Genomic DNA, 23,064 nt, shown 5'->3' with positions numbered 1-23,064 from the left:
ATTGTTTTAAGATTATAATGTTATTTAAATTTATATTCTAAACATTGCGCCTTTAGGCTTTATACCAAGATACGCCATTCCCGCCTGATTCATCCAGTGAGGTTGTATAATTCCGTGCTGCAATACTGCATGTATATCTCTATGGGCACGTTCAATTCTGTTTTCTGTATATAAAGAAACTGTTCCCGCAGCTGCATAAATCTCAGTTACCATGCTTCTAGCTATAGTTGCAGCCTGAACAGAAGCCGACCATACATCTGCAAGTTGTTCATCTGTATAAGTATTTTCCTTTTTAGCTTCTTCCCAAATTACTGATACTGCATTATGCAATTGACCACGTAAAGCACTTAATGTAGTCTTGCTTTTTGCAACAACACTCTGTATTCTATCTCTGTCTCTTAAATCAGGATTTTTACCAGGCGTAACTCTTTCAAAGCATATTCTCACAAGATCATCCATTGCTGCTTTAAATATCCCAAGAGCAATAGCGGCATTACCAGCAGAATTTAAACAACCAATTGGCAAACGGCTATAAGGATTATCTATAGCTACAGGGCTATCAAAATCTACTGCATATGCTTCTTTGACAAAGTGATTATCCACTACAACATCATGACTACCCGTACCTTTTAGCCCACCAACATGCCACGTATCTACAACTTCAATCGCCTCTTTAGGAATAAAAAACAACTTTAAATTAGCACCTGGTCCCAAAGTAGATGGTAAACCTTCTCCTGTTACCAAACAGCGCAGAACAAACCAGTCTGATATTTCGCATCCAGAAACTAAAGTCCATCGTCCCGAAACGTTATAACCTCCGTCAACAATTTCCGCGACACCTTCTGGGCGCGCTGAATTGGCATATACATGAGATGGATCCTTATAAACTTCTTTCATACTTTCCTCATCAAGATAACGACCAAATGTACAAGCTAAATGGTTGTTCCATACACTCCAACCGACAGCAGCTTCGCTACAACTTAGTATTTCATAAGCTTTTAGAACCTCTACAGGATTGTCCTCCCAGCCACCAAGAAATTTTGGTAATCCCATTCTAAACAGTCCAGATTCTTTTAGGTGCTCAACAAGTTTAGGTGCAAGTCTTCTTAAATTTTCTGTTTCATCACGATGCGAGATTGCAGTAGCATGAATCTCATTTGACACATCAGATGGCGAGTTTGTTCTAATTTCTAACAATGATTTGTGCATAATTATAATTTAACAATGATGATAATTATATCATCAAATTTCATAGATTTTAATTAAACTACTGAATATATTTTAGAAATATGACTTGGTATAAAGTATTACTAAAAATTCAGGGCAATAATAAGTCGAAGGTATTATTTTAAGTTTATTACTTGATAATTAATTGTTTAAATGCGAAAAAAATTGGTGAAATAAAAAAACCACACAAGATGACTTGGTGGTTTTATTTCAAAGTTTAACACTTTTTTTGCGGAGAAAGAGGGATTCGAACCCCCGGAGGTGTGACCCTCGCTGGTTTTCAAGACCAGTGCATTCGACCACTCTGCCATTTCTCCAATAGCGGGTGCAAATATAAAACCCTTTTTTTTGTAGTCAAAGATTTTTTCTAGTTTTTATTGAATTTTGATTTTAGATTTAAAAAAAAATTAGCATCAATAAATTATGCATTGTATTTTCGGCATAATATATGTTGTTTACAACGTTACTATTTCAAATCAATTTTTATGAAGCATTACTTTTTCTTTTTCACAGTTTTAATTAGTCTGTGCAGTGAAGCACAAAACAAGACTATTGCTGCAGGTGAAAAACTCGTCTATACCGCATCCTATAATATGTCTGGTCTATTAACAGATATTGCTCAGGTAAAAATGGAAACCAGTGAAGTTAAGACATCAAAAAGTACGCTAATGCGATTAAAGTGTACAGCTACAACTTTCAAAAAATGGGATAACTTCTTTAAAATAAGAGATTTATATGAGAGTTATGTCAATCCTAAAACTTTAACTCCTTACCTCTATAAAAGAGACATTAGCGAAGGCGGCTATTATAAATTCATGCAATACAAGTATAACCATAAGGCCAAGCTCGTAAAAAGCCTTAAGCGTAAAAAGAGAAAAGACGGTAAAACTTGGGATGAAAATAAAACGGTTAAGATCAATGCTTCTACCAAAGACTTAGTGAGTACCTTATACCATATCAGAAATTTAGACATTCACAAAGCCAATCCTGGTGATTCTCAAAATTTCACAATACTGTTTGACAATGAAGAAACCACCATAACAATAAAATACATTGGCAAAGAAACCATATCTACTAAAATTGGGAGCAAAGAATGTTATAAGCTCGCAATATCTGTAAAAGATAGTGGTGTTTTTAAAAGGCAATAATGCAAACCTTTTATGGCTTACGGCAGATGCGAATAAGATACCAGTATATGCGAAGTTTAAAATTCCTGTTGGAAACGGTGAACTTAAGATCGTTTCTGCCACAGGTTTAAAACATTAATTTAGTAATGAAAAAACTATTTATAATCTTAGGTTTTATTTCAGCAATTTTAGCTGTAATACTAGCTGTAACTCCTCTTTCTAATTTAGCCATAGCACCAATAGTTGCGGCATTTATCTGTGGGTTAATAGTACTATTTATTTCTAAAAAACAAAACACTAAAACGAAAACCATTCAATACATTTTCATTTTGGTAATCATTTCGTTAGGACTCACTATTTATAAAGGCGTTTTCTCAACCACAGAAATCGGTGACACCGAACAATTAGAACAAAGAGATGAAGAAAACCTAGAGGACTCTAAGGAAATCCTTGAGGATATAGAAATTGACGAAAATTTATAAATTTTATGACTTAACGTCAGAAATTATTTCGCTCATTTAACTTATTTTTGCGGAAATCAAATAGTTACATGAAAGTATTAGTTGCCTCAGCGCTTATTCTTATTGGCTCTTGCTCTACACTAAGACATAGTGAAAAAATAGAGAATTTAAAGGATAGTATTTCATACGACGACAAGAAAATAGTTGAAAAATACCTAAACACAATCAATTCCGACGAGCTAAAAACCCATGTAGAAGAAATATCCTCTGAGAAGTATAACGGAAGAATGACTGGTGAGAAAGGTCATAATGAAGTCTGTGATTATATTCGAAACTACTACAAATCTCAAAATATAAAAGCTCCAGAATCTCATCCAGATTACTATCAAAAGTACCTAAAGAAGTATTGCCAGAAGGGTTAAATGAATCGCAAAACGTCATTGCATATATTGAAGGTTCTGAATTTCCGGATGAATATATTTATATAGCTGCCCATTCTGACCATGAAGGTATCATTGATGGTGAAATATACCCTGGTGCAGATGACAATGGTTCTGGTACCGCTGCTGTATTTGAAATGGCTGAGGCTTTTAAAAAAGCTTCAGAAGACGGTTATAAGCCAAAACGCAGTATCGTATTCTTACATGTTACTGCTGAAGAAGTTGGTTTGCATGGTTCGCGATATTACACCAATAACCCTGTTTTTCCTATTGAAAATACAATAAGCACGCTAAATATTGATATGATTGGTCGTGTGGACGAAAGGCACAAAGATGATGAAAATTATATCTATGTGATTGGTGCGGACAGAATGAGCACAGAATTGCATTTTATAGTACAAGAAGCAAATTCTAATTTTACAAGCTTAAGTTTAGATTATAAGTACAATGACGATAGCGATCCAAACCGCTACTTCTACAGGTCGGACCATTATAATTTTGCACAAAAGGACATCCCTGTGATTTTCTTTTTTAACGGTGAACATGAGGACTACACAAAACCGACAGATACAGCTGACAAAATTAATTACCAATTGTTGGCAAAACGCACAAAATTAATATTCGCTACAGCATGGTATCTAGCGAACTCCCCAGATCGGTTAAATCCAGAGATTATCTAATGTTAAAGTTTGTTAAAAGAAATTTAGCTTAAACCTTTTGACCCTTCGATTTTCGTAATTTTAACAAAAAATTAATTTAAAGTCAGTAACCATCTGGCTTTAAACAACTAACATCTAATTTTTATTGATATGAAAAAGTTTTTATTGGTCTTCTATGCCTTGGGATTAATTTTTAGTTGCGGTACTTCTTCAAAAGGTAACTCGTCGTCTGTACAAATGAATGAGGCCAAAGTAGCAGATCCAACTGAGTATGCCTCAACAATTACTACGGAAGAATTAAAAGAAATGCTATACAAGTATGCCTCTGATGAATTTGAAGGAAGGGAAACTGGTGAGAAAGGACAAAAACTGGCTGTTGAGTATTTAAAGGCACAATACAAAGCTATGGGAGTTGACACTCCATTGGGTGATGACGACTATTTTCAGGAAGTTCCATTAGAAAAGCAAAGTGTTTCAGAAGCTAAATTCTCGGTTAATGGAACCGACTTTAAAAGTTTTGAAGACCATATTGTCTTGAGAGCATCTGGAAACGTAGATATCTCTTCAGATGAAATTGTTTATGTTGGGTATGGCATCGACGCGGATAACTATTCTGACTATAAAAATATAGATGTAAAGGGTAAAATCGTTTTAGCAAAATCAGGAGAGCCTAAAGATGCTGATGGAAATTACATTACATCAGGAACAGCTGAGGATACTAAATGGACCAATGGACGCCAATCTTTGTCCAGTAAAAGAGATGCTGCAGCAAACAACGGTGCAAAAGGACTTATTTATATGGATAATAACTTATTTACAAAATATGCTCCATTTTTTCAAAGACAAGCAATGACTGGTGCTTCTGGTCGCTTGTCATTAAAAAGTAATGATGACGATATGTTTATGCTTATGGTTACCGAAAATCTAGGAAAAGCATTACATAATACAATTTATGAAGACAAAACATCTAAAACAGTCAATACAAAATTGACTTTATCCATTGAAAATAAATCTGAAGAAATCATTTCAGAAAATGTCGTGGCCTACATAAAAGGTTCTGAAAAGCCTGATGAAATTGTAGTTATCTCAGCTCACTTAGACCATGAAGGCATTAAGAACGGTGAAGTTTATAATGGTGCCGATGATGATGGTTCGGGTACTATCGCTATTTTAGAAATTGCTGAAGCATTTAAAGCAGCGGAAAAAGCCGGTCATGGTCCAAAACGTTCTATTCTGTTTCTTCATGTTACTGGTGAAGAAAAAGGGCTTTTAGGTTCTAGATACTACACAGACAACGACCCTATATTTCCATTGAAAAATACAGTTGCTGACTTAAATATTGATATGATTGGTAGAACTGATCCCAAGCGTACTGAAGGTGATAGAAATTATATTTATCTTATTGGAAGTGATAAGTTAAGTACTGACTTGCATAACATTTCTGAAGAAGTCAATAGCAAATACACCAATGTAGAACTTGATTATACTTATAATGATGAAAATGACCCGAACCGTTTTTACTATAGGTCTGATCATTATAATTTTGCTAAAAACAACATTCCTGTGATATTCTATTTCAATGGTACGCATGCAGATTATCATAAACCATCTGACACACCAGATAAGATTGAATACGATTTGTTGGAAAACAGAACAAAATTGGTATTCCACACAGCATGGGAAGTTGCCAATAGAGCTGATAGAATTGTAGTTGACAAAGCAGAACAACAATAACGCAACAAATAATCGTTTAAACTACGATATTGCTATTTTAAATGTTAAATTTTTATAAAATATATTGGTATTTTATAGTTTTTATGTAAATTTATTTAGTTGTATTGGGGTGCTGATACATTTCGGCTGAGAAAAGACCCATAGTACTCGTTGGATAATGCCAACTATGGAATACATTAACAAGTAAAGGGAACAATATGTTTATCATTTGTTCCCTTTATTATTATAATAAGTTTTACTCAAAAGGTATAGAACAATAAAAGCCTTTCATTCCTGAAAGGCTTTACTAATTTAGGGTGGAAGACCGGGTTCGAACCGGCGACTTTCGGTACCACAAACCGACGCTCTAACCAGCTGAGCTACAACCACCATTTTAATTAGGACTGCAAATGTAAATTATTTACATTTTTCTACAAAGTGTTTTTTTAACTTATTTTAAATCAAATAAACTATCTACTGCAGGATAGCGCTCAACCGTAAAGCCTTCTGCATGCTCAACTCCGACAAGCCTACCGAAGTTTCGAGCTCTGTATTCTATACTATCCGTAAAGTTTTTACTAGAAATGGGTGTTTCTGGCTCACCACTTTTAGGATTAAAGAACTGAGTCTTGTATGCCAAAACAGATTCCATTTTTTTATCCATAAAGCCCGAAACATCTACAACAATATCTGGCTCAATATCTCTCCATTGTATATAATGGTATACGGTTTTTGGTCTCCAAGCTTCCTGTATAGAACTTTCATCTTTGTGTACGGTTTCAATTTTCCTCAAACCACTCAAAAAACAGGCATCACTAACTAATTGACTACCTTTTCCATGATCTATATGTCTGTCATCAATAGCATTGCAGATTACAATTTCAGGTCGGTAAAAACGAATCATTTTAATCATTTCAATTTGATGCTCTTTATCATTTTTAAAGAATCCATCAGCAAAACGCATATTGGTTCTGGCATGTACACCTAGTATTTTAGCGGAATTAAACGCTTCCTCATCACGAGTTTCTGCCGTACCACGCGTACCCAACTCACCTCTGGTTAAATCTATAATGCCAACTTTTTTTCCATTGGCAACTTCTTTCGCTAGTGTTGCACCGCAACCCAATTCCACATCATCAGGATGCGATCCAATAGCTAATATGTCCAGTTTCATCAATTTAAATTTTATCTAAAGCATTATTTATATCCCTCTTTAAATCCTTTACCTCTTCTATTCCCACAGAAAAACGAATCAGCTGGTCACTGATACCGACTCGATCACGTTCATCTTGACTCAATAGTGCATGAGATGTGAGGTGTGGTGACAGCATAGTGCTTTCAATTCCTGCCAAACTCATTGAGGACTTAATCAATTTTAGTTCCTCCTGAAATCGTTTCGAATCCAAATCATCTGTCAATTCAAAAGAAAGCATGGCACCAAAACCTTTCATTTGCGATTTTGCCAATTTATGTTCAGGATGGGATTTTAATCCAGGATAATAAACTTTACTGACTTTTGGATGTTTATTTAACCATTTAGCCATTTTCATGGCATTCTTAGTTTGTGCTTTTACACGTAGTCCTAAGGTTTTCATACTACGCTCTAACATCCAAACCGTCATGTCACTTAAGCTTCCGCCTAAATTCTTGCCTACGTTCCAAATGCGTTCAATGTGTTCTGCAGAACTTGCTACCGCACCAGCACAAATATCACTATGCCCTCCAAAATATTTCGTAGCGGAATGCATCACCATATCAACCCCAAAATCAATCGGATTCTGATTCACTGAGGAAGCAAAAGTATTGTCTATTGAGGTTAATATATTTTTTGATTTACCCAACTTAGCAACAGCTTTTATATCTGTAATTGTTAATAATGGATTTGAAGGCGTTTCAATATGAATCAATTTTGTGTTTTTTTGAATAGCAGCTTCAAAATCTTCTACTTTATAACCATTGGTAAAGGTATATTCTATGCCATACTTTGGGAATTCTTCCTTTATGAAATTAACCGTGCCTCCATACAATGTATTCTGTACCACCAAATGGTCTCCCTTTTGCAAAAATGCTAAGAACATGGTACTAATAGCTGCCATACCAGACCCGAATATCATTGCGGATTCTGTATGTTCTAATGCAGCTACTTTCTTTGATAAGTATTCTTGATTTGGTGTATTAAAATAACGTGGATAGCGTTTTACATCAACATCAAAAAATTCGTAAGACGAACTTAAATATATTGGTGAGACTGAACCTTTGAATTGCTCGTCCTTAATTTCTCCTACGTGTGTACAAATGGTATTTAAACCTAATTTAGATTTCGACATTCCATTAATTTTTAAGTGCTAAAATTAATGAAAATGCTTAACTACTCACTTAGTTGGCAATACAAACTTTTGTAGAATATGAAAATGTGTCGGAATCAATTTTTACGATATAGATACCATTAGATATTTCTGACGTATTCAAAGTATGTTCTTCTGTAGACATTTTTTCTTTAATAATTTTCTTTCCTTCTAAACTATATAAAGAAAGTAAAGCGTTAGTGTTGTTAAAATTTCCACTTAAGTGTAGCTCATTATTTGATTTTGAATACCATATGTTGACAGGATCAATCTCATTATCTTCTACAGACAAAAGATTACTATTAATATCTAAGTGAGCAGTAGTCGAAAAGGTAATGTAAAATCGATCTATATAATTATCTGCTTGTAAATTTTGAGTAAAATTTGAAGCATTTAATAACGCATAGGAGTCTAATTCTACATCATAAAGATAGACATCTATATCTTCTTCGAAATTATTTAGTTCTGCAAGTGAAACTGTAACATCGCCAGAATTACTTAGAAACATACCTAAAGGGTAGTATTTATTGGTATTAAATTCACCTACACCTTGTATAACATAGCTATTGCCTTCTATTATCCAACCAAAATCATCCGCAAAATTATTAAAAGTACCTCCATCGTATCCGTAATCGTAACCGTCAGTAGCAGCATTATCTGGGGTAAACCCTAACAATAGCTGTCGTTGAAACCCTGTACTGGTTTCAAAATTCAAATAAATTCGCTGAATATCTTGTGCAGAGAGCTCAATAAAGAAGGTTGCACACATTAATATAAGTAGGCACGTAGTTTTTTTCATTTGATTTGGGTTAAATGATAAAAATCTTAATAGGCCAATATAACCAAACTAAGTTATAAAATCCATGAAATACATTATTTTATCGACCAAATACATAATTTATTAACAATTAAAGTCCGATATACAACAAAAAAGCGACCTAATCGGTCGCTTCTGTATAAGATGATTACTGAGATATTATTGCTTAATAATAACTTTTCTACTTACTATAGACCCGCTTTTTAATTTCAGCTTTACAACATACGCACCATGAGGAACTTCGATTACAGGAATTCTTAACTCCGTATCACTTTCCGGTGAAATATCATCCCAAAGTTTAACCGACTGTCCTAATATATTGAACAACTCTATCTGTACAACATCATTTGTATTGATCCAATTTACATAAATCTCGTTAGTATTATCTAAATAATATAAACCTAAAGATTTTGTATCATTTTCTTCTATGCTCAGCACTTGAGATTCAAATACAATATAGAAACGATCTACATATTCACCTGGACTAAGAATAAATATATGCTCAACGTTTTTTATACTGGTATAAGAGTTTAATACACTATCGTATAAAAACACATCTATATCACTTTCAAAATTTTCTATTTCGCTTGCTTCTAAAACAATCTCACCATCATTAGCAACCGTTATATACAATGGGTAAATTTTTGTGCTATCATATTCCCCTACTCCTTGTATAACAAAATCTCTATCATCAATCTTCCAAGATATATCATCTAACATAACATCATAACGCTCTGCATCATAACCAAAATCTACACCATCGGTAGCGTCATTATCACTTGTAAACCCTAATAACAACTCTCTTGAATATCCTTGAGAATTAAAGAAGAATCTTATACTTCTAATAATTTGTTCATTATCATTTTGACTACTTGATGCAGAAACGGTATCAGAATTATTCCTAAGGAATACAGAATCATCTCCACTTGGGGTTTCCAGATCAACACCTTCTCTGTAAAAAATACGCTGACTATTATTAAAGTTAATTGTTCTCACACCACTTCCAAACTCTGGAGCTTGAACAAAGAAGCCTTGTGCCACAGGTATATATCTTCCCGGACGTTTAGGGTTTGCCGTGGTGTTACCAGAAATCAATGATGAGATTACAGCCGCAGGTACGCTACCCAACTTAGTTAACGTCGCATAGCCACCTTCATATTCTTCCAAAAAGTGTGTTTGGTTTTCTGGGTAATGTTCCCAGAAATATAATGTCCCGTCAATAGCACCAGTTCCAGAACCTGGTATATTATCGTCAATAAATTTATGGGAATCTAAAGCCGAAGGATAAGGGTTACCTAATAAGGTTTGATGATCTGCATTAATATTAAAATTAATATTATCTCCATTGTTTGGCTTACCAACAAAAGCCCAATTCTGTTCGCCAAAAGCACTAGCCAAACCACTGCCCTTCATTGTATAGCCTAGGCCAACATCAATAGGTGTACTTGAACCCAAATATTGCCAAGCATCGTAATTTGTTTGTTCATCCTCAACATCATTCCTGTTGTTATAGTACCACAACCAGTATCCAGCCATCGTAAGATTTCCTGCAGGACCTACTGGATCTATTGCTCCATCATTAAAGGTTATAGTGCTTATGTTATTCGCATTTGTTCCGTCCCTAAGGACAGAAGGCACTGTATAAGCCACATTATTAGAAGAAGTATTAAGAGTACCGACAGGAGCTGACAAGTAATTATAATTATTTTCATTCAATGTCCCCTGTTGGTGTCGCTCTAAGCTACCAGCACTAGTAGTTGCAAGTACACCACCAAAATCTTGAAGCAATTGTGATTGCCCAACAAGCTTAATATTTCCATCAAGTTCTAAGTAATGGGTCACTCTTAACATTTGCCCATCATTGGTCTGGTTATTTGGTGTTGAAGGATCTCTTATCTCAAGTTCCTTATTTGCAGTATCAGATATTAAGCCTAAAACTGTAATATCCTTATCACCTGAAAATATATCATGGGAGATCTCTACTATGTTCCAATCAATAGGTGTTGCATTATCCACACCTATACTATTAGGTGCATCCCAAACATTAAAATTTGTCCAAGTGTTATCTGTAGCCCACTCTTGTCCATCAACTCTAGAGGTATAAGGTATTGGTGCTGTTTCCTGTTGTGCTGAGTCCATATTTCTAAGAAGACCAGTTAAACCTTTATAAGCCACTAACTTACCACAAAGAACATCCATACGGTAATAACCTTCTAAGTCTGCCCAAGGCAAACCTGTAATATCTAAAGGCACAACAACACCTCGTACCAAAGTATTATCATCTATTTCCTGGTTCATCATTTGTCTAATCTGGTCCTGGGTTAATGCAATGCTCCAAATTCTAAGTTCATCCATCCAACCGTTGTAATAATTTACAGGTTTATTTGGTGGATTATTATTTTGATCCATTGCACCAACAATACTAGCCATTGCATTGGTTGTTGGAGCTATACCAGCAACTGGAGAACTCACCTCTATACCATCAATATACAATCGATAATTACCGCTATCATTAGTAACCGCAATGTGATACCATCTATCGATAGAAATTGGATAAGAAGACTGAATTGTTTCCGTTGAATTCCAATTAAATTGCACTGTAGCTCCTGTTAATCTTAAATCATAACCAGAAGTTAAATCATTAGCGTCTCGTTTAGAAAATAGTGTTTGGGTACCTGTGACTGATTCTGGTTTAACCCAAACTTCAATACTGAATTCGTTTGACAAGTCGTAATTGTCCTTAAAAGTTATATAATCGTTAGTACCATCAAAGTCTATTGTTGGACAACTTTCAATGGTAACAATCATAGTATCAGAACAATTTATTGAAGGTATTGTCCATGTCACTTCATAAGTACCAGGATCTGCTGAGAATTTAGAACTCGGACTTCCTAAGTCTGAAAAAGAATAATTACCACCACAGCTTGATATGAGATTTGCAGACCATACACCAGCTGCTGCGGTACCAGGGTAAGTACCTGTTGTAAAGACAGCTGCGTTACTAACACCATTAGCAATATTCTGGGCTGCTGTTAAATTATTATCGTAAGCATTTAATTCCACATCTTCTCCACACTCTCCTATAATTTGTGAAATATCCTCGCCTGCATAAGCCAATGTCGCATTAACATCAATAAATTCTGTTCCCTCCGGACCATCTGCTCTACAGCCATTGATTAACGAAGTAACACCATAAGTTTGAATACCTGGCGTTACTGGTGTTATAGTTGTTGATGAACCTGTTGTTACCACAGTTCCAGTGCCATCTTCCCATTCTATGACTTCGTCAACTGGAGCTTGTGGCAAGGAAATTCCGTCAATTGCCCAAGAACTTCCTACTGTTGAGGTAAATGTGAATCTTACACGAAGATCCGTAAGGCCAACATAATCTGATAAGTCTAATGAAACCGAATGGATTCCATCTTGTAAGTTTACTGTTGGAACATTATTTCCTCCGTTACCTTGATTAACAAACCCACCTGAATCCCCTGGTCCATTGAAACTCATTAATGTTACAGGATAAGTAGCCCCACCATCAACTGACAGCTCAACGATTCCTGATGCTCCAGACTGTAAATAGTATGCAGATTGAAAATCAATACTTGCATTTGTCAATCCTAAGGTATTGAACACTGCAGTTTCTAAAGTTGTTACAGGAGGTGATGGGTCTGCGCCATTAAAATCACCATAAGTTATGGCAAATTTGCCTCCACCTTGGTTTTTATAACGTACCCCTTCAGTAATATTACTACTATTGTTACCATTACCATTACTTATACCTCTCCAAGGTGTTGGACTGGTATTACTACCCGAAGCATTCCAGCCACTAACTCCGTCTGCACCATCTACCAACCATCCAGGTAAATTGGCTTCATTAAATTGCCCTCCGTTATTCAATTCTGTATTGACCGAAAAAGAACTTTCTGCCTCTACAGTAATAGCCTCCCCTAAGCAAATAGTATATTCTGACGGTCCAATAATCGTAGGCGGTACATCTGGTGGGACTACTGCAACAACTACTATAGATGATGTGGCTTGGCACGAACCAATTTGAACAACAGCTCTTACCAATGTAGTTTCCAAGATATTAGCATAGTAAAAAGATGTGGTCGTATTTGCAACGTCAGACCAAATTACACCTCCATTAGTTGAAGTCTGCCAAAAAACAACACTTCCTGAATGACCTGATAAATTAATTGTGGCATTTTGTGGCTCGTCAGGACAGGCCGTAACTTCTATAATATTATCCGAATCAGCAGCAGTTTCGGTATTATTTAAATATCCTAAAGCTGTACCTCCATCAATATTTGGGCTTGTTACTGTCACTGTCGCAGTGCAAGTATCTGTATTACCGTTGCCATCATCTACAGTTAAGACTACTATATTGGTTCCTATATCGGTGCAATCAAATATACTTTGTGATAGTGAAAAATTTACAAGTCCACAATTATCAGAAGAACCATTATCTAACTGTGATCCAATTATCGTAGCTGTTCCAGTCGTATCATCTAATTGAATTGTTAAGTCTTGGCACACAGCTATTGGATCTATCGTATCATCCACTACTACATTTTGAACCACATTAGTTACATTTCCATTACCATCATTGAATGTCCAATTTACAGCATAAGATCCTTGGGTGTTATAGGTCAACGGGTCGCTTGTTGTTCCTGTAATAGTACCTGTACATCCATCTGTTGTACTTGGTATTGGAACTGTAGCATTACATTGACCAGTAATTATTGGAAGGTTAGGTGTTGCGGGATCGGTAACGTCATCTACGATCACGTTCTGCGGAACTATGATACTGTTGCCGTTGCCATCGTCAAAGGTCCAATTGATGACATAGGTGCCCTGTGTGCTGTACGTTAGTGGGTCGGTTGTTGTTCCTGTCAATGTTCCCGAACAGTTGTCCGTCGTGGTCGGTGCTGTAGCTGTCGCCGAACATTCACCTGTCACGTCCGCTAAAGTTGGTGTGGTTGGATCGGTAACGTCGTCCACGATCACGTTCTGTGGGACGACTATGGTGTTACCATTACCATCGTCAAAGGTCCAGTTGATGACATAGGTGCCCTGTGTGTTGTAGGTCAGTGGTTCCGTCGTGGTTCCCGTCAATGTTCCCGAACAGTTGTCCGTTGTGGTCGGTGCCGTAGCTGTCGCCGAACATTCACCTGTCACGTCCGCTAAAGTTGGTGTGGTTGGATCGGTGACGTCATCCACGATCACATTCTGTGGCACTGTGATACTGTTGCCGTTGCCATCGTCAAAGGTCCAGTTGATGACATAGGTGCCTTGTGTGCTGTACGTTAGTGGGTCGGTTGTTGTTCCCGTCAATGTTCCCGAACAGTTGTCCGTCGTGGTCGGTGCTGTAGCTGTCGCCGAACATTCACCTGTCACGTCCGCTAAAGTTGGTGTGGTTGGATCGGTAACGTCGTCCACGATCACGTTCTGTGGGACGACTATGGTGTTACCATTACCATCGTCAAAGGTCCAGTTGATGACATAGGTGCCCTGTGTGTTGTAGGTCAGTGGTTCCGTCGTGGTTCCCGTCAATGTTCCCGAACAGTTGTCCGTTGTGGTCGGTGCCGTGGCAGTGGCCGAGCATTCACCTGTCACGTCCGCTAAAGTTGGTGTGGTTGGATCGGTGACGTCATCCACGATGACCGTCTGTGGGACGACTATGGTGTTACCATTGCCGTCGTCAAAAGTCCAGTTGATGACATAAGTGCCTTGTGTGCTGTACGTCAGTGGATCGGTCGTGGTTCCCGTTAGTGTGCCTGAACAGTTGTCCGTCGTGGTCGGTGCCGTGGCCGTGGCCAAGCATTCACCTGTCACATCTGCCAGTGTCGGTGTTGTTGGATCGGTGACGTCATCCACGATCACGTTCTGTGGGACGACAATCACATTGCCGTTGCCATCGTCGAAGGTCCAGTTGATGACATAGGTGCCCTGTGTGTTGTAGGTCAGTGGATCCGTCGTGGTTCCCGTCAATGTTCCCGAACAGTTGTCCGTTGTGGTCGGTGCCGTAGCTGTCGCCGAACATTCACCTGTCACGTCCGCTAAAGTTGGTGTGGTTGGATCGGTAACATCGTCCACGATGACGTTCTGTGGCACTGTGATACTGTTACCGTTACCGTCGTCAAAGGTCCAATTGATGACATAGGTGCCCTGTGTGCTGTACGTCAGTGGATCCGTCGTGGTTCCCGTCAATGTTCCCGAACAGTTGTCCGTCGTGGTCGGTGCTGTAGCTGTCGCCGAACATTCACCTGTCACGTCCGCTAAAGTTGGTGTGGTTGGATCGGTAACGTCGTCCACGATCACGTTCTGTGGGACGACAATCACATTGCCGTTGCCATCGTCGAAGGTCCAGTTGATGACATAGGTGCCCTGTGTGTTGTAGGTCAGTGGATCCGTCGTGGTTCCCGTTAATGTGCCTGAACAGTTGTCCGTTGTGGTCGGTGCCGTGGCAGTGGCCGAGCATTCGCCCGTGACATCTACCAAAGTTGGTGTTACCGGATCGGTGATATCATCCACGATCACGTTCTGTGGGACGACAATCACATTGCCGTTGCCATCGTCGAAGGTCCAGTTGATGACATAGGTGCCCTGTGTGCTGTACGTCAGTGGATCCGTCGTGGTTCCTGTTAATGTTCCCGAACAGTTGTCCGTTGTGGTCGGTGCCGTAGCCGTGGCCGAACATTCGCCCGTGACATCTACCAAAGTTGGTGTTACCGGATCGGTGATATCATCCACGATCACGTTCTGTGGGACGACAATCACATTGCCGTTGCCATCGTCGAAGGTCCAGTTGATGACATAGGTGCCCTGTGTGTTGTAGGTCAGTGGATCCGTCGTGGTTCCCGTTAGTGTGCCTGAACAGTTGTCCGTCGTGGTCGGTGCCGTGGCCGTGGCCAAGCATTCACCTGTCACATCTGCCAGTGTCGGTGTTGTTGGATCGGTGACGTCATCCACGATGACCGTCTGTGGAACGACTATGGTGTTACCATTGCCGTCGTCGAAGGTCCAGTTGATGACATAGGTGCCCTGTGTGCTGTACGTCAGTGGATCCGTCGTGGTTCCCGTTAGTGTGCCTGAACAGTTGTCCGTTGTGGTCGGTGCCGTAGCCGTGGCCGAACATTCGCCCGTGACATCTACCAAAGTTGGTGTTACCGGATCGGTGATATCATCCACGATCACATTCTGTGGCACTGTGATACTGTTGCCGTTGCCATCGTCAAAGGTCCAGTTGATGACATAGGTGCCCTGTGTGCTGTACGTTAGTGGGTCGGTTGTTGTTCCTGTTAATGTTCCCGAACAGTTGTCCGTCGTGGTCGGTGCTGTAGCTGTCGCCGAACATTCACCTGTCACGTCCGCTAAAGTTGGTGTTACCGGATCGGTGACATCGTCCACGATCACATTCTGTGGCACTGTGATACTGTTGCCGTTGCCATCGTCAAAGGTCCAGTTGATAACAAAGGTACCTTGCGTGCTATACGTCAGTGGATCGGTCGTGGTTCCCGTTAGTGTGCCTGAACAGTTGTCCGTCGTGGTCGGTGCCGTGGCCGTGGCCAAGCATTCACCTGTCACATCTGCCAGTGTCGGTGTTGTTGGATCGGTGACGTCATCCACGATGACCGTCTGTGGGACGACTATGGTGTTACCATTGCCGTCGTCAAAAGTCCAGTTGATGACATAAGTGCCTTGTGTGCTGTACGTCAGTGGATCCGTCGTGGTTCCCGTTAGTGTGCCTGAACAGTTGTCCGTCGTGGTCGGTGCCGTGGCCGTGGCCAAGCATTCACCTGTCACATCTGCCAAAGTTGGTGTTACCGGATCGGTGATATCATCCACGATCACGTTCTGTGGGACGACAATCACATTGCCGTTGCCATCGTCGAAGGTCCAATTGATGACATAGGTGCCCTGTGTGCTGTACGTCAGTGGATCCGTCGTGGTTCCTGTTAATGTTCCCGAACAGTTGTCCGTTGTGGTCGGTGCCGTGGCAGTGGCCGAGCATTCGCCCGTGACGTCTGCCAAGGTTGGTGTGGTTGGGTCAATATTGTCTTCTACAGTAACTGTTGCGGTGCAGGTATCTGTTTGTCCGTTTGTATCCGTAACCGTTAGTGTAACTGTATTAGAACCTATATTCAAACAATTAAACGTATTTGGCGAAACCGTCATACTTGCAATCCCGAAATCATCGGAACTACCACCATCTACGTTTGTAGCTGTTATGAAAGCATTTCCAGAGTTATCTAATTGTGCCGTATAATTTGTACAAGATGCTGTGGGCGGATTATCCACTCTAAATGTAGCACTAAAATTAGCACCTCCATTATTAACCGTATGGGGAAAAGGATTGGGTGTTCCACCAACAGAAAAATCTGCAGTAGTATAAACTTCAATTGTATAATCAACTCCTGAAGTTAATCCTGATAAAATATTAATATTAGCATTTGTAGTACTCCAAGATTGATTATCTCCAGTTCCACCACAGGCAGCACCAGGGAAATTCTGAACATTTGAACTTAAGTCAATTGATAAAAAAGTACCTGAAGGACTACCTGAAGGATAAATTCTGTAATGTAACCAACCTGAAGTAACATCATCAGAGCCACACTTAAAAATATTATTTTGCCCACCATTTAGTATAAAGGTGTCTGTACTTTGAAAAGTTCCAAGATTTGTTCCATTAAAATCAAAATTGGGAGTCTGGGTATGCGGATTTAAATCATAGTAGTTATTACCAAAACCACTGTCTATGATAGCAAAGCTCTCAAAAATGCCTGATTGGGCATATAAATTTATGTTTCCGTAAAACATAATTGCAATTACAATAATTGCAAGACGCAGCTTACCCATATCATTTCCAATTAATGAAAGATTACAGGTTTAATTTTAAAAATTAAACCATTAAAAATGTTATTCTAGCTACTAATCAGGGGATACATCTAAATTAGCTTAATTTTAGATGAAAGAACAATATAATCGACAAACTACCGAAATACCCTTTTACGGTTGATTTTCAGTGATTTATAGTGCAAAGAAGGGTTTTTATAACACTAGACATTGACCGTTTTCCAATATCCTTTTTTAAACCAGAGAATACCGATGACTGTTATTAAGACTTCAGCTAAAGTTATCGCCAGAAAGACACCTACTGGTCCAAAATTAAAAGTCAATGCCATGAGGTAGGCAAAAGGCAATTGCAACATCCAAAAACAGATAAAGTTTATCCATGTTGGTGTTTTTGTATCACCAGCACCATTGAACGCATTAATGATTACCATACCGTAACCATAAAACACATATCCAGCAGCAATGATTCTGAGGCAGAGTGCTCCATTTTTAATGACCTCGATTTCTTGTGTAAACCAAGAAATAATTTCTGGCGCAAATATGAGATAGACAACAGAAACCGAGCCCATAAAAATGGCGCTGTACTTTCCAGTTTTCCAAACAGAATCCTCGGCACGTTGAGGTTTTAAAGCCCCTAAATTCTGACCTACCAAAGTTGCGGCAGCATTGCTCATTCCCCAAGCAGGCATTAAGGTAAACATCATTACACGAATAGCTATGGTATAGCCAGCAAGCACTTCACTGCCAAATTCACTCATTATTCGCATTAAAAACACCCATGATGATGTCCCAATTAAAAATTGACCAATACCACCAAGTGATACTTTTATGAGATTGAACATCACAGCAACTCGAAGCACTAAATCCTTAAATCTGACTTTAATTTTACTCCAGCCATAAAATAGAACTAACAACTGAAATACAACAGCTGTTCCTCTACCAATAGTCGTTGCTATAGCAGCACCCTCAACTCCGTAAGCTGGGATTGGCCCAAGACCAAAAATAAACATTGGGTCTAAAATGATGTTCAATCCATTAGACAACACCAATGCCCACATGGCAATTGAGGCATCACCAGCACCTCTAAAAATGGCATTGATTAAGAACAGAAGCATAATTGTAACGTTTCCACCCAATAACACCTGGGTATAACCGTAACCTTCTTCTATCAGGTCAACCTCACCTCCCATAAGTCCTAATATTTCCTTTGGGTAACAAACACCTATTACACTAATAATGGCAGCTACAAAAATCCCAAGACCAATGACCTGCACCGCGGCTTGTGATGCTCCTTCCCTATCCTTTTCGCCAATGCGCCTTGCAACGATTGCCGTTGCTGCCATACTTAAACCAATGGCTACTGCATAGACCAATGTAATTACTGATTCGGTTAGGCCAATTGTAGCAACAGCATTAACACTGACTTGCGAGACATAAAAAATATCCACAATGGCAAAAATGGACTCCATAAGCATTTCCAAGATCATTGGAATGGATAGCATAAATACCGCTTTGCGAATACTACCGGAAGTAAAATCTTGTTCCTTGCCAGAAACAGCGATTCTTAAATATCTGAGAAATTGTTTTATCGAAATTTTATTGGATTGCATAATTATTTCATAAAAAGTAAGACATAGCTAAACAAAAGTTTTGTTTAACAACTGACATCACATGAAGTAGTGATAATTTTTCCGAGATGGGTTTATTATGCAATCATAATGACACAAATATGCGCATTATTTTTTAAAAAACTATGTGTTCAATAATTTAATCGTTTCGACTCGCTTTATTATAAGCACGAATCATAAGAATAGCCCATAATGCAACTAATACTATAACTATAACAGAAAACCAAAATACAATATCATTTCCCGCCATGATCCACAAGTTTTAAATAAATCATAACACCTAATAATGTTGGTGCCCAAAGGCCAACAAATAATCCATGCATTTGATCTCCGGTTAGAAACAAATATTCAGCAACAAGAACTATAACTGCACATAAGAATAGCATAAATAAATTTGCAGTTCCTAATTTTTTGAAGTAATTCATTTTAAAAGGTTGGTTTAAACCCTCAAGTTATGAAAAATTCATTTATTGTTTGTCTTCCATTAAAAAATAGATTTTACTTGTAGAATAACTTATGTTTTCTATAAGCCAAGAAAGCTAATATTGCAATAATAGCCAATGTGACAGCTATGAACTGAAAACTTAATATCTGGTCTCCACTAGCATAAGCATGTAAACCTGATAGGTAGAAATTAACACCGAAATAAGTCATAAGTATAGAACCAAAAGCCAACACAGACATAAGGTTGTAAATCCATTTTCCGCGTAGGCCTGGCACCAATCGCATATGGATAACAAAAGCATAAATCATAATACTGATTAATGCCCAAGTTTCTTTTGGATCCCAGCCCCAATAACGTCCCCAACTTTCGTTTGCCCACATGCCTCCCAGGAAGTTGCCTATGGTTAACATCACCAAACCTACAGTCAATGCCATTTCATTGATAATGGTCAGTTCCTTAATGTTAATATCCATTCGGGCTTTGTTCTCTTTATTTGTGAAAATCATCAACAACAGAGCGACCACACCAAGAATCATTCCTATAGCAAAAGGTCCATAACTTGCTACAATAACAGAAACATGAATCATTAACCAATAGCCTTGCAATACAGGTTGAAGATTGGCAATTGCAGGATCCATCCAAGCCCAATGCGCTACCATTAAAATCATGGAACTTACAAATGCTGATGCAGCTACTGTAAGATTACTTTTCCTACCCAATAAAAGACCAAATAACATCACAGACCACGCTACATAAATCATAGATTCATAAGCATCACTCCAAGGTGCATGACCAGATAAATACCAACGCCAAATTAAACCTAAAGTATGAAGAACAAATAACAGTACAACAACACCAACCATAGTATTCACAGCTATCTTAAGCCCTCTACTTTTATACTTAAATATCTGAACTATTATAAGTATGAACAGAACTGTCGCTGCATACATATACCAACTAAAGAGCTTTTTGAAGATATCGTACTTATTGTATAGAATTTCAGATTCTACCTTTTCATCTGAGAGCATAATCTCTGCTCCGAATTTTTGCTGTGTTTTCTTTATGGCTTCCAATAATGCCTGAGAACTCGAAAAATCACCAGTCTTCTTATCATTATTTAATCGAATCAAATAAGAACTAAAGCCATTGTTAATGAAATTCCCATACAATGAATCCTTAATTTTTTCCCGATAATTACCTTCTCGAAATTCTAAAGATGAAATCCAAGTGTTGTTCTCATCATCTGGTACTGGGAAAATTTTAATAGACCGACCTTCAATTGCATCAGATAATAATCCCAATCTCCCATAGGCTTCTTTTACCTCTTTTTGAAATCCATTTGGCACCTGTGCTTTATAAGCTTCCTCTACATATGGCCCTAATTTATTTCTGCCGTCTGGAGTGAAAAAGTCGAGTAAGGTTACATACTTTTTGTCATAATCTACACCAATAATAGCACGAATAGAATCCGCTTTTCTTGGTTTAAGATATATTACTGGAGCATTGTACCACAACAACGGACTTTCTTGGATAGACAAAAATATTTGTGTTGCCGAAAACCCTTCATACGTATCTTTTTTTGAAAGCTTTCTGAGCATTTCTGAGGCGTACGTGTGCATAGGCATCATACGTCCACTGTAATCCTGAATTACCATTTTGGCAAACTTATCGGCTTGCTCCTGTGGCGTAATGTTTTCTCTTAGAATTGAGTCTATCTGTACTTTGGTTGGTCTTTGATTTTGCGAATGATCATGACCATCATTCTCAGAATGCTCTTGCGCAAAGCCCGTGAAGCTTAACAACAAGGCAATCATAGTCATTATTTTTGCTTTCTTCTTTTTCAACTTATCGAGACGCTTTCTTATATCATCAAATCTTGTGTTTCTGGCAAACAAAATAGCCATTAAGCCAAAGTACAACAACATATAGCCCGTATAAGTGATATACGTTCCCCATCGATCGTGGTTTACTGAAAGTATAGTACCTTTTTCATCAGGATCGAAACTCGCCTGAAAGAAACGATATCCTCTATGATCCAAAATATGGTTCATGTAAATATGATAATCAAAATCTCCTTGCTCCTCATCCAAAACAGTGACTTTACTTTCATACGAAGAATAGGCATTTTCAGTACCTGGATATTTTTCGGCAATAAAATCATTTAGCTTCACCTTAAATGGTAACTGTTCTAATCTTGAACCATAACGCAGAGCCACATCCAATCCGCCAACATTAACCTCTTCTAGCTGGTCATAAGTACCTGGCCCACCTAAAAGATTTATACTTTTTGTCTCACCGTTTGCCGTGATATCTAACACAATTCCACTTTCATCACCTTTAAGAATTGTTGGTTTCTTTACAATATCAAAAACACCTTTCACTACTGGTTTAGGAAACACTAATTGCATGTTACCAATCACATAACGCGAACGCAGAACCAAACGCTGTAAGCTATCCTTAACCAGTTTACCTCTTTGGCCCGTTGCCATGGTCATATATTCACCTTCATAAGGAGATTTAATGAATAACCCTTCTTCGGTATTTGTGATGTTTATAGCGCCTTCTTGATCTTTATTTAAGGAAATAAGTACATTATGCAAATTAGAGACCTGACCTTCTTTTAAAAAATGATTGTGAGGTCTTCCGTCACCAGCTTCTACAATTTTAAGATAGCTTTCACCATTTTCATTCGGCACAATATCCTTTTCTGCCCCTTTGATGAATTTCTTTAGTTTAAAACTCACTTCTGCATCACCATAATCATAAGTTCTTTCAAAATCATTATCTAATCGAGGTGAGAAATCCACCTCTTCCATAATATTACGCTGCTGTAATTGTCCATTAATTTTATAATCTCCAAGGACACGTCCACTGATGTAAGTCTTCTGGGAACGGAATTCGCTTTCTGTTGCTCCTTCCCTAATTGCCATCATTCCTTCGTAACCGATATATCGTGTAACGCCAGCTCCAACAATAATGAATATCCAAGCCAAGTGAAGAATTAGTGTTGCCCACTTTTCTTTTTTGTGCAACCTGTACCGTTTAATATTACCCACAAAGTTGATAACGAAAAACACCATAATGGTCTCAAACCACCATGCATTGTATATCAAAGTTCTGGTATATGGCGTTGGAGAGGTCTCCATGTTTCTATCTAAAATAGTTCCGGTTGCCATGGCAACGGCAAAAACAATAAACAGAATAGCGGTAAGTCTTGTAGAGAATAGGAAATTAGCGATTTTCTTTTGCATAGCAATAGGCTTATTTTAAGCTCGCGCAAAGATAAGGCTTTTTGATGATTCTCCTCCCGTTTTGCAATCATCAAAAGCGTTAAAATTTATGTAAT

At 38.3% G+C, this 23,064-nt stretch carries 13 protein-coding genes, 2 tRNA genes and 1 riboswitch; of the genes, 5 read left to right on the top strand and 10 right to left on the bottom strand.

Features of this window, described 5'->3' with window-relative positions:
- Positions 1-30 precede the first annotated feature (30 nt).
- Both SIB89_RS15490 and SIB89_RS15485 read right to left on the bottom strand, forming a co-directional pair.
- Entirely contained in the window at positions 31-1,209 is a 1,179-nt protein-coding gene (locus SIB89_RS15490) for a hypothetical protein (protein ID WP_412560476.1), read from the bottom strand.
- A 250-nt stretch (positions 1,210-1,459) separates the two neighbouring features.
- Positions 1,460-1,544: transfer RNA gene (locus SIB89_RS15485), tRNA-Ser, on the bottom strand.
- Between the two features lie 168 nt (positions 1,545-1,712).
- Between SIB89_RS15485 and SIB89_RS15480 the strand changes: the two genes are divergently transcribed.
- From SIB89_RS15480 to SIB89_RS15460, 5 genes are all read left to right on the top strand, one after another.
- Positions 1,713-2,375 (top strand): DUF3108 domain-containing protein, encoded by a 663-nt coding sequence (locus tag SIB89_RS15480; protein ID WP_412560475.1) that lies wholly within the window; start codon positions 1,713-1,715, stop codon positions 2,373-2,375.
- 125 nt (positions 2,376-2,500) lie between these two features.
- Positions 2,501-2,836: an FUSC family protein gene (locus SIB89_RS15475; protein ID WP_412560474.1), complete on the top strand. Its 336-nt coding sequence runs from the start codon at positions 2,501-2,503 to the stop codon at positions 2,834-2,836.
- Positions 2,837-2,904: 68 nt separating this feature from the next.
- The gene (locus SIB89_RS15470; RefSeq protein ID WP_412560473.1) at positions 2,905-3,237 is read left to right on the top strand and encodes a hypothetical protein; all 333 of its coding nucleotides are present in this window, start codon (positions 2,905-2,907) and stop codon (positions 3,235-3,237) included.
- Positions 3,222-3,935 (top strand): M20/M25/M40 family metallo-hydrolase, encoded by a 714-nt coding sequence (locus SIB89_RS15465; RefSeq protein ID WP_412560472.1) that lies wholly within the window; start codon positions 3,222-3,224, stop codon positions 3,933-3,935. Before SIB89_RS15470 ends, SIB89_RS15465 begins: the two co-directional genes overlap by 16 nt.
- A gap of 129 nt (positions 3,936-4,064) precedes the next feature.
- Complete coding sequence (locus tag SIB89_RS15460; RefSeq protein WP_412560471.1) at positions 4,065-5,648, top strand: M28 family peptidase; 1,584 nt, start codon at positions 4,065-4,067, stop codon at positions 5,646-5,648.
- A gap of 95 nt (positions 5,649-5,743) precedes the next feature.
- A riboswitch (TPP riboswitch) is annotated at positions 5,744-5,836 on the top strand.
- Between the two features lie 106 nt (positions 5,837-5,942).
- On the opposite strand, the gene SIB89_RS15455 is transcribed toward SIB89_RS15460, so the two are convergent.
- From SIB89_RS15455 to ccsA, 8 genes are all read right to left on the bottom strand, one after another.
- Positions 5,943-6,018 (bottom strand) — tRNA-His (locus SIB89_RS15455).
- Between the two features lie 60 nt (positions 6,019-6,078).
- A complete protein-coding gene (gene bshB1 / locus SIB89_RS15450; RefSeq protein WP_155087921.1) occupies positions 6,079-6,801 on the bottom strand; it encodes a bacillithiol biosynthesis deacetylase BshB1 in 723 nt (240 codons plus the stop codon).
- Between the two features lie 4 nt (positions 6,802-6,805).
- Positions 6,806-7,954 carry a trans-sulfuration enzyme family protein gene (locus SIB89_RS15445; protein WP_412560470.1) on the bottom strand — a complete coding sequence of 383 codons (1,149 nt, stop codon included), beginning with the start codon at positions 7,952-7,954 and terminating at the stop codon, positions 6,806-6,808.
- A gap of 49 nt (positions 7,955-8,003) precedes the next feature.
- Positions 8,004-8,771 carry a T9SS type A sorting domain-containing protein gene (locus SIB89_RS15440; protein WP_412560469.1) on the bottom strand — a complete coding sequence of 256 codons (768 nt, stop codon included), beginning with the start codon at positions 8,769-8,771 and terminating at the stop codon, positions 8,004-8,006.
- A gap of 177 nt (positions 8,772-8,948) precedes the next feature.
- Positions 8,949-17,648 carry a LamG-like jellyroll fold domain-containing protein gene (locus SIB89_RS15435; protein ID WP_412560468.1) on the bottom strand — a complete coding sequence of 2,900 codons (8,700 nt, stop codon included), beginning with the start codon at positions 17,646-17,648 and terminating at the stop codon, positions 8,949-8,951.
- A gap of 200 nt (positions 17,649-17,848) precedes the next feature.
- Complete coding sequence (locus SIB89_RS15430) at positions 17,849-19,255, bottom strand: MATE family efflux transporter (protein ID WP_412560467.1); 1,407 nt, start codon at positions 19,253-19,255, stop codon at positions 17,849-17,851.
- A gap of 254 nt (positions 19,256-19,509) precedes the next feature.
- On the bottom strand, positions 19,510-19,698 hold the full coding sequence (locus SIB89_RS15425) for a hypothetical protein (protein ID WP_155089622.1): 189 nt from the start codon (positions 19,696-19,698) through the stop codon (positions 19,510-19,512).
- Between the two features lie 73 nt (positions 19,699-19,771).
- The gene (ccsA, locus tag SIB89_RS15420; RefSeq protein WP_412560466.1) at positions 19,772-22,969 is read right to left on the bottom strand and encodes a cytochrome c biogenesis protein CcsA; all 3,198 of its coding nucleotides are present in this window, start codon (positions 22,967-22,969) and stop codon (positions 19,772-19,774) included.
- Positions 22,970-23,064 lie beyond the last annotated feature (95 nt).

The organism is Winogradskyella sp. MIT101101, assembly GCF_047126865.1.
GTDB lineage: Bacteria > Bacteroidota > Bacteroidia > Flavobacteriales > Flavobacteriaceae > Winogradskyella > Winogradskyella ouciana.
Note: the sequence above shows the minus strand (reverse complement) of the source record. Positions and strands in the feature narration are given on the sequence as shown.

What these genes read in the sequence shown, in the direction of transcription:
- SIB89_RS15425 (WP_155089622.1), bottom strand. Translation starts at nt 19,698, where the DNA reads ATGAATTACTTCAAAAAATTAGGAACTGCAAATTTATTTATGCTATTC.
- SIB89_RS15490 (WP_412560476.1), bottom strand. Translation starts at nt 1,209, where the DNA reads ATGCACAAATCATTGTTAGAAATTAGAACAAACTCGCCATCTGATGTG.
- SIB89_RS15480 (WP_412560475.1), top strand. Translation starts at nt 1,713, where the DNA reads ATGAAGCATTACTTTTTCTTTTTCACAGTTTTAATTAGTCTGTGCAGT.
- SIB89_RS15470 (WP_412560473.1), top strand. Translation starts at nt 2,905, where the DNA reads ATGAAAGTATTAGTTGCCTCAGCGCTTATTCTTATTGGCTCTTGCTCT.
- bshB1 (WP_155087921.1), bottom strand. Translation starts at nt 6,801, where the DNA reads ATGAAACTGGACATATTAGCTATTGGATCGCATCCTGATGATGTGGAA.
- SIB89_RS15435 (WP_412560468.1), bottom strand. Translation starts at nt 17,648, where the DNA reads ATGGGTAAGCTGCGTCTTGCAATTATTGTAATTGCAATTATGTTTTAC.
- SIB89_RS15430 (WP_412560467.1), bottom strand. Translation starts at nt 19,255, where the DNA reads ATGCAATCCAATAAAATTTCGATAAAACAATTTCTCAGATATTTAAGA.
- SIB89_RS15440 (WP_412560469.1), bottom strand. Translation starts at nt 8,771, where the DNA reads ATGAAAAAAACTACGTGCCTACTTATATTAATGTGTGCAACCTTCTTT.
- SIB89_RS15445 (WP_412560470.1), bottom strand. Translation starts at nt 7,954, where the DNA reads ATGTCGAAATCTAAATTAGGTTTAAATACCATTTGTACACACGTAGGA.
- ccsA (WP_412560466.1), bottom strand. Translation starts at nt 22,969, where the DNA reads ATGCAAAAGAAAATCGCTAATTTCCTATTCTCTACAAGACTTACCGCT.
- SIB89_RS15475 (WP_412560474.1), top strand. Translation starts at nt 2,501, where the DNA reads ATGAAAAAACTATTTATAATCTTAGGTTTTATTTCAGCAATTTTAGCT.
- SIB89_RS15460 (WP_412560471.1), top strand. Translation starts at nt 4,065, where the DNA reads ATGAAAAAGTTTTTATTGGTCTTCTATGCCTTGGGATTAATTTTTAGT.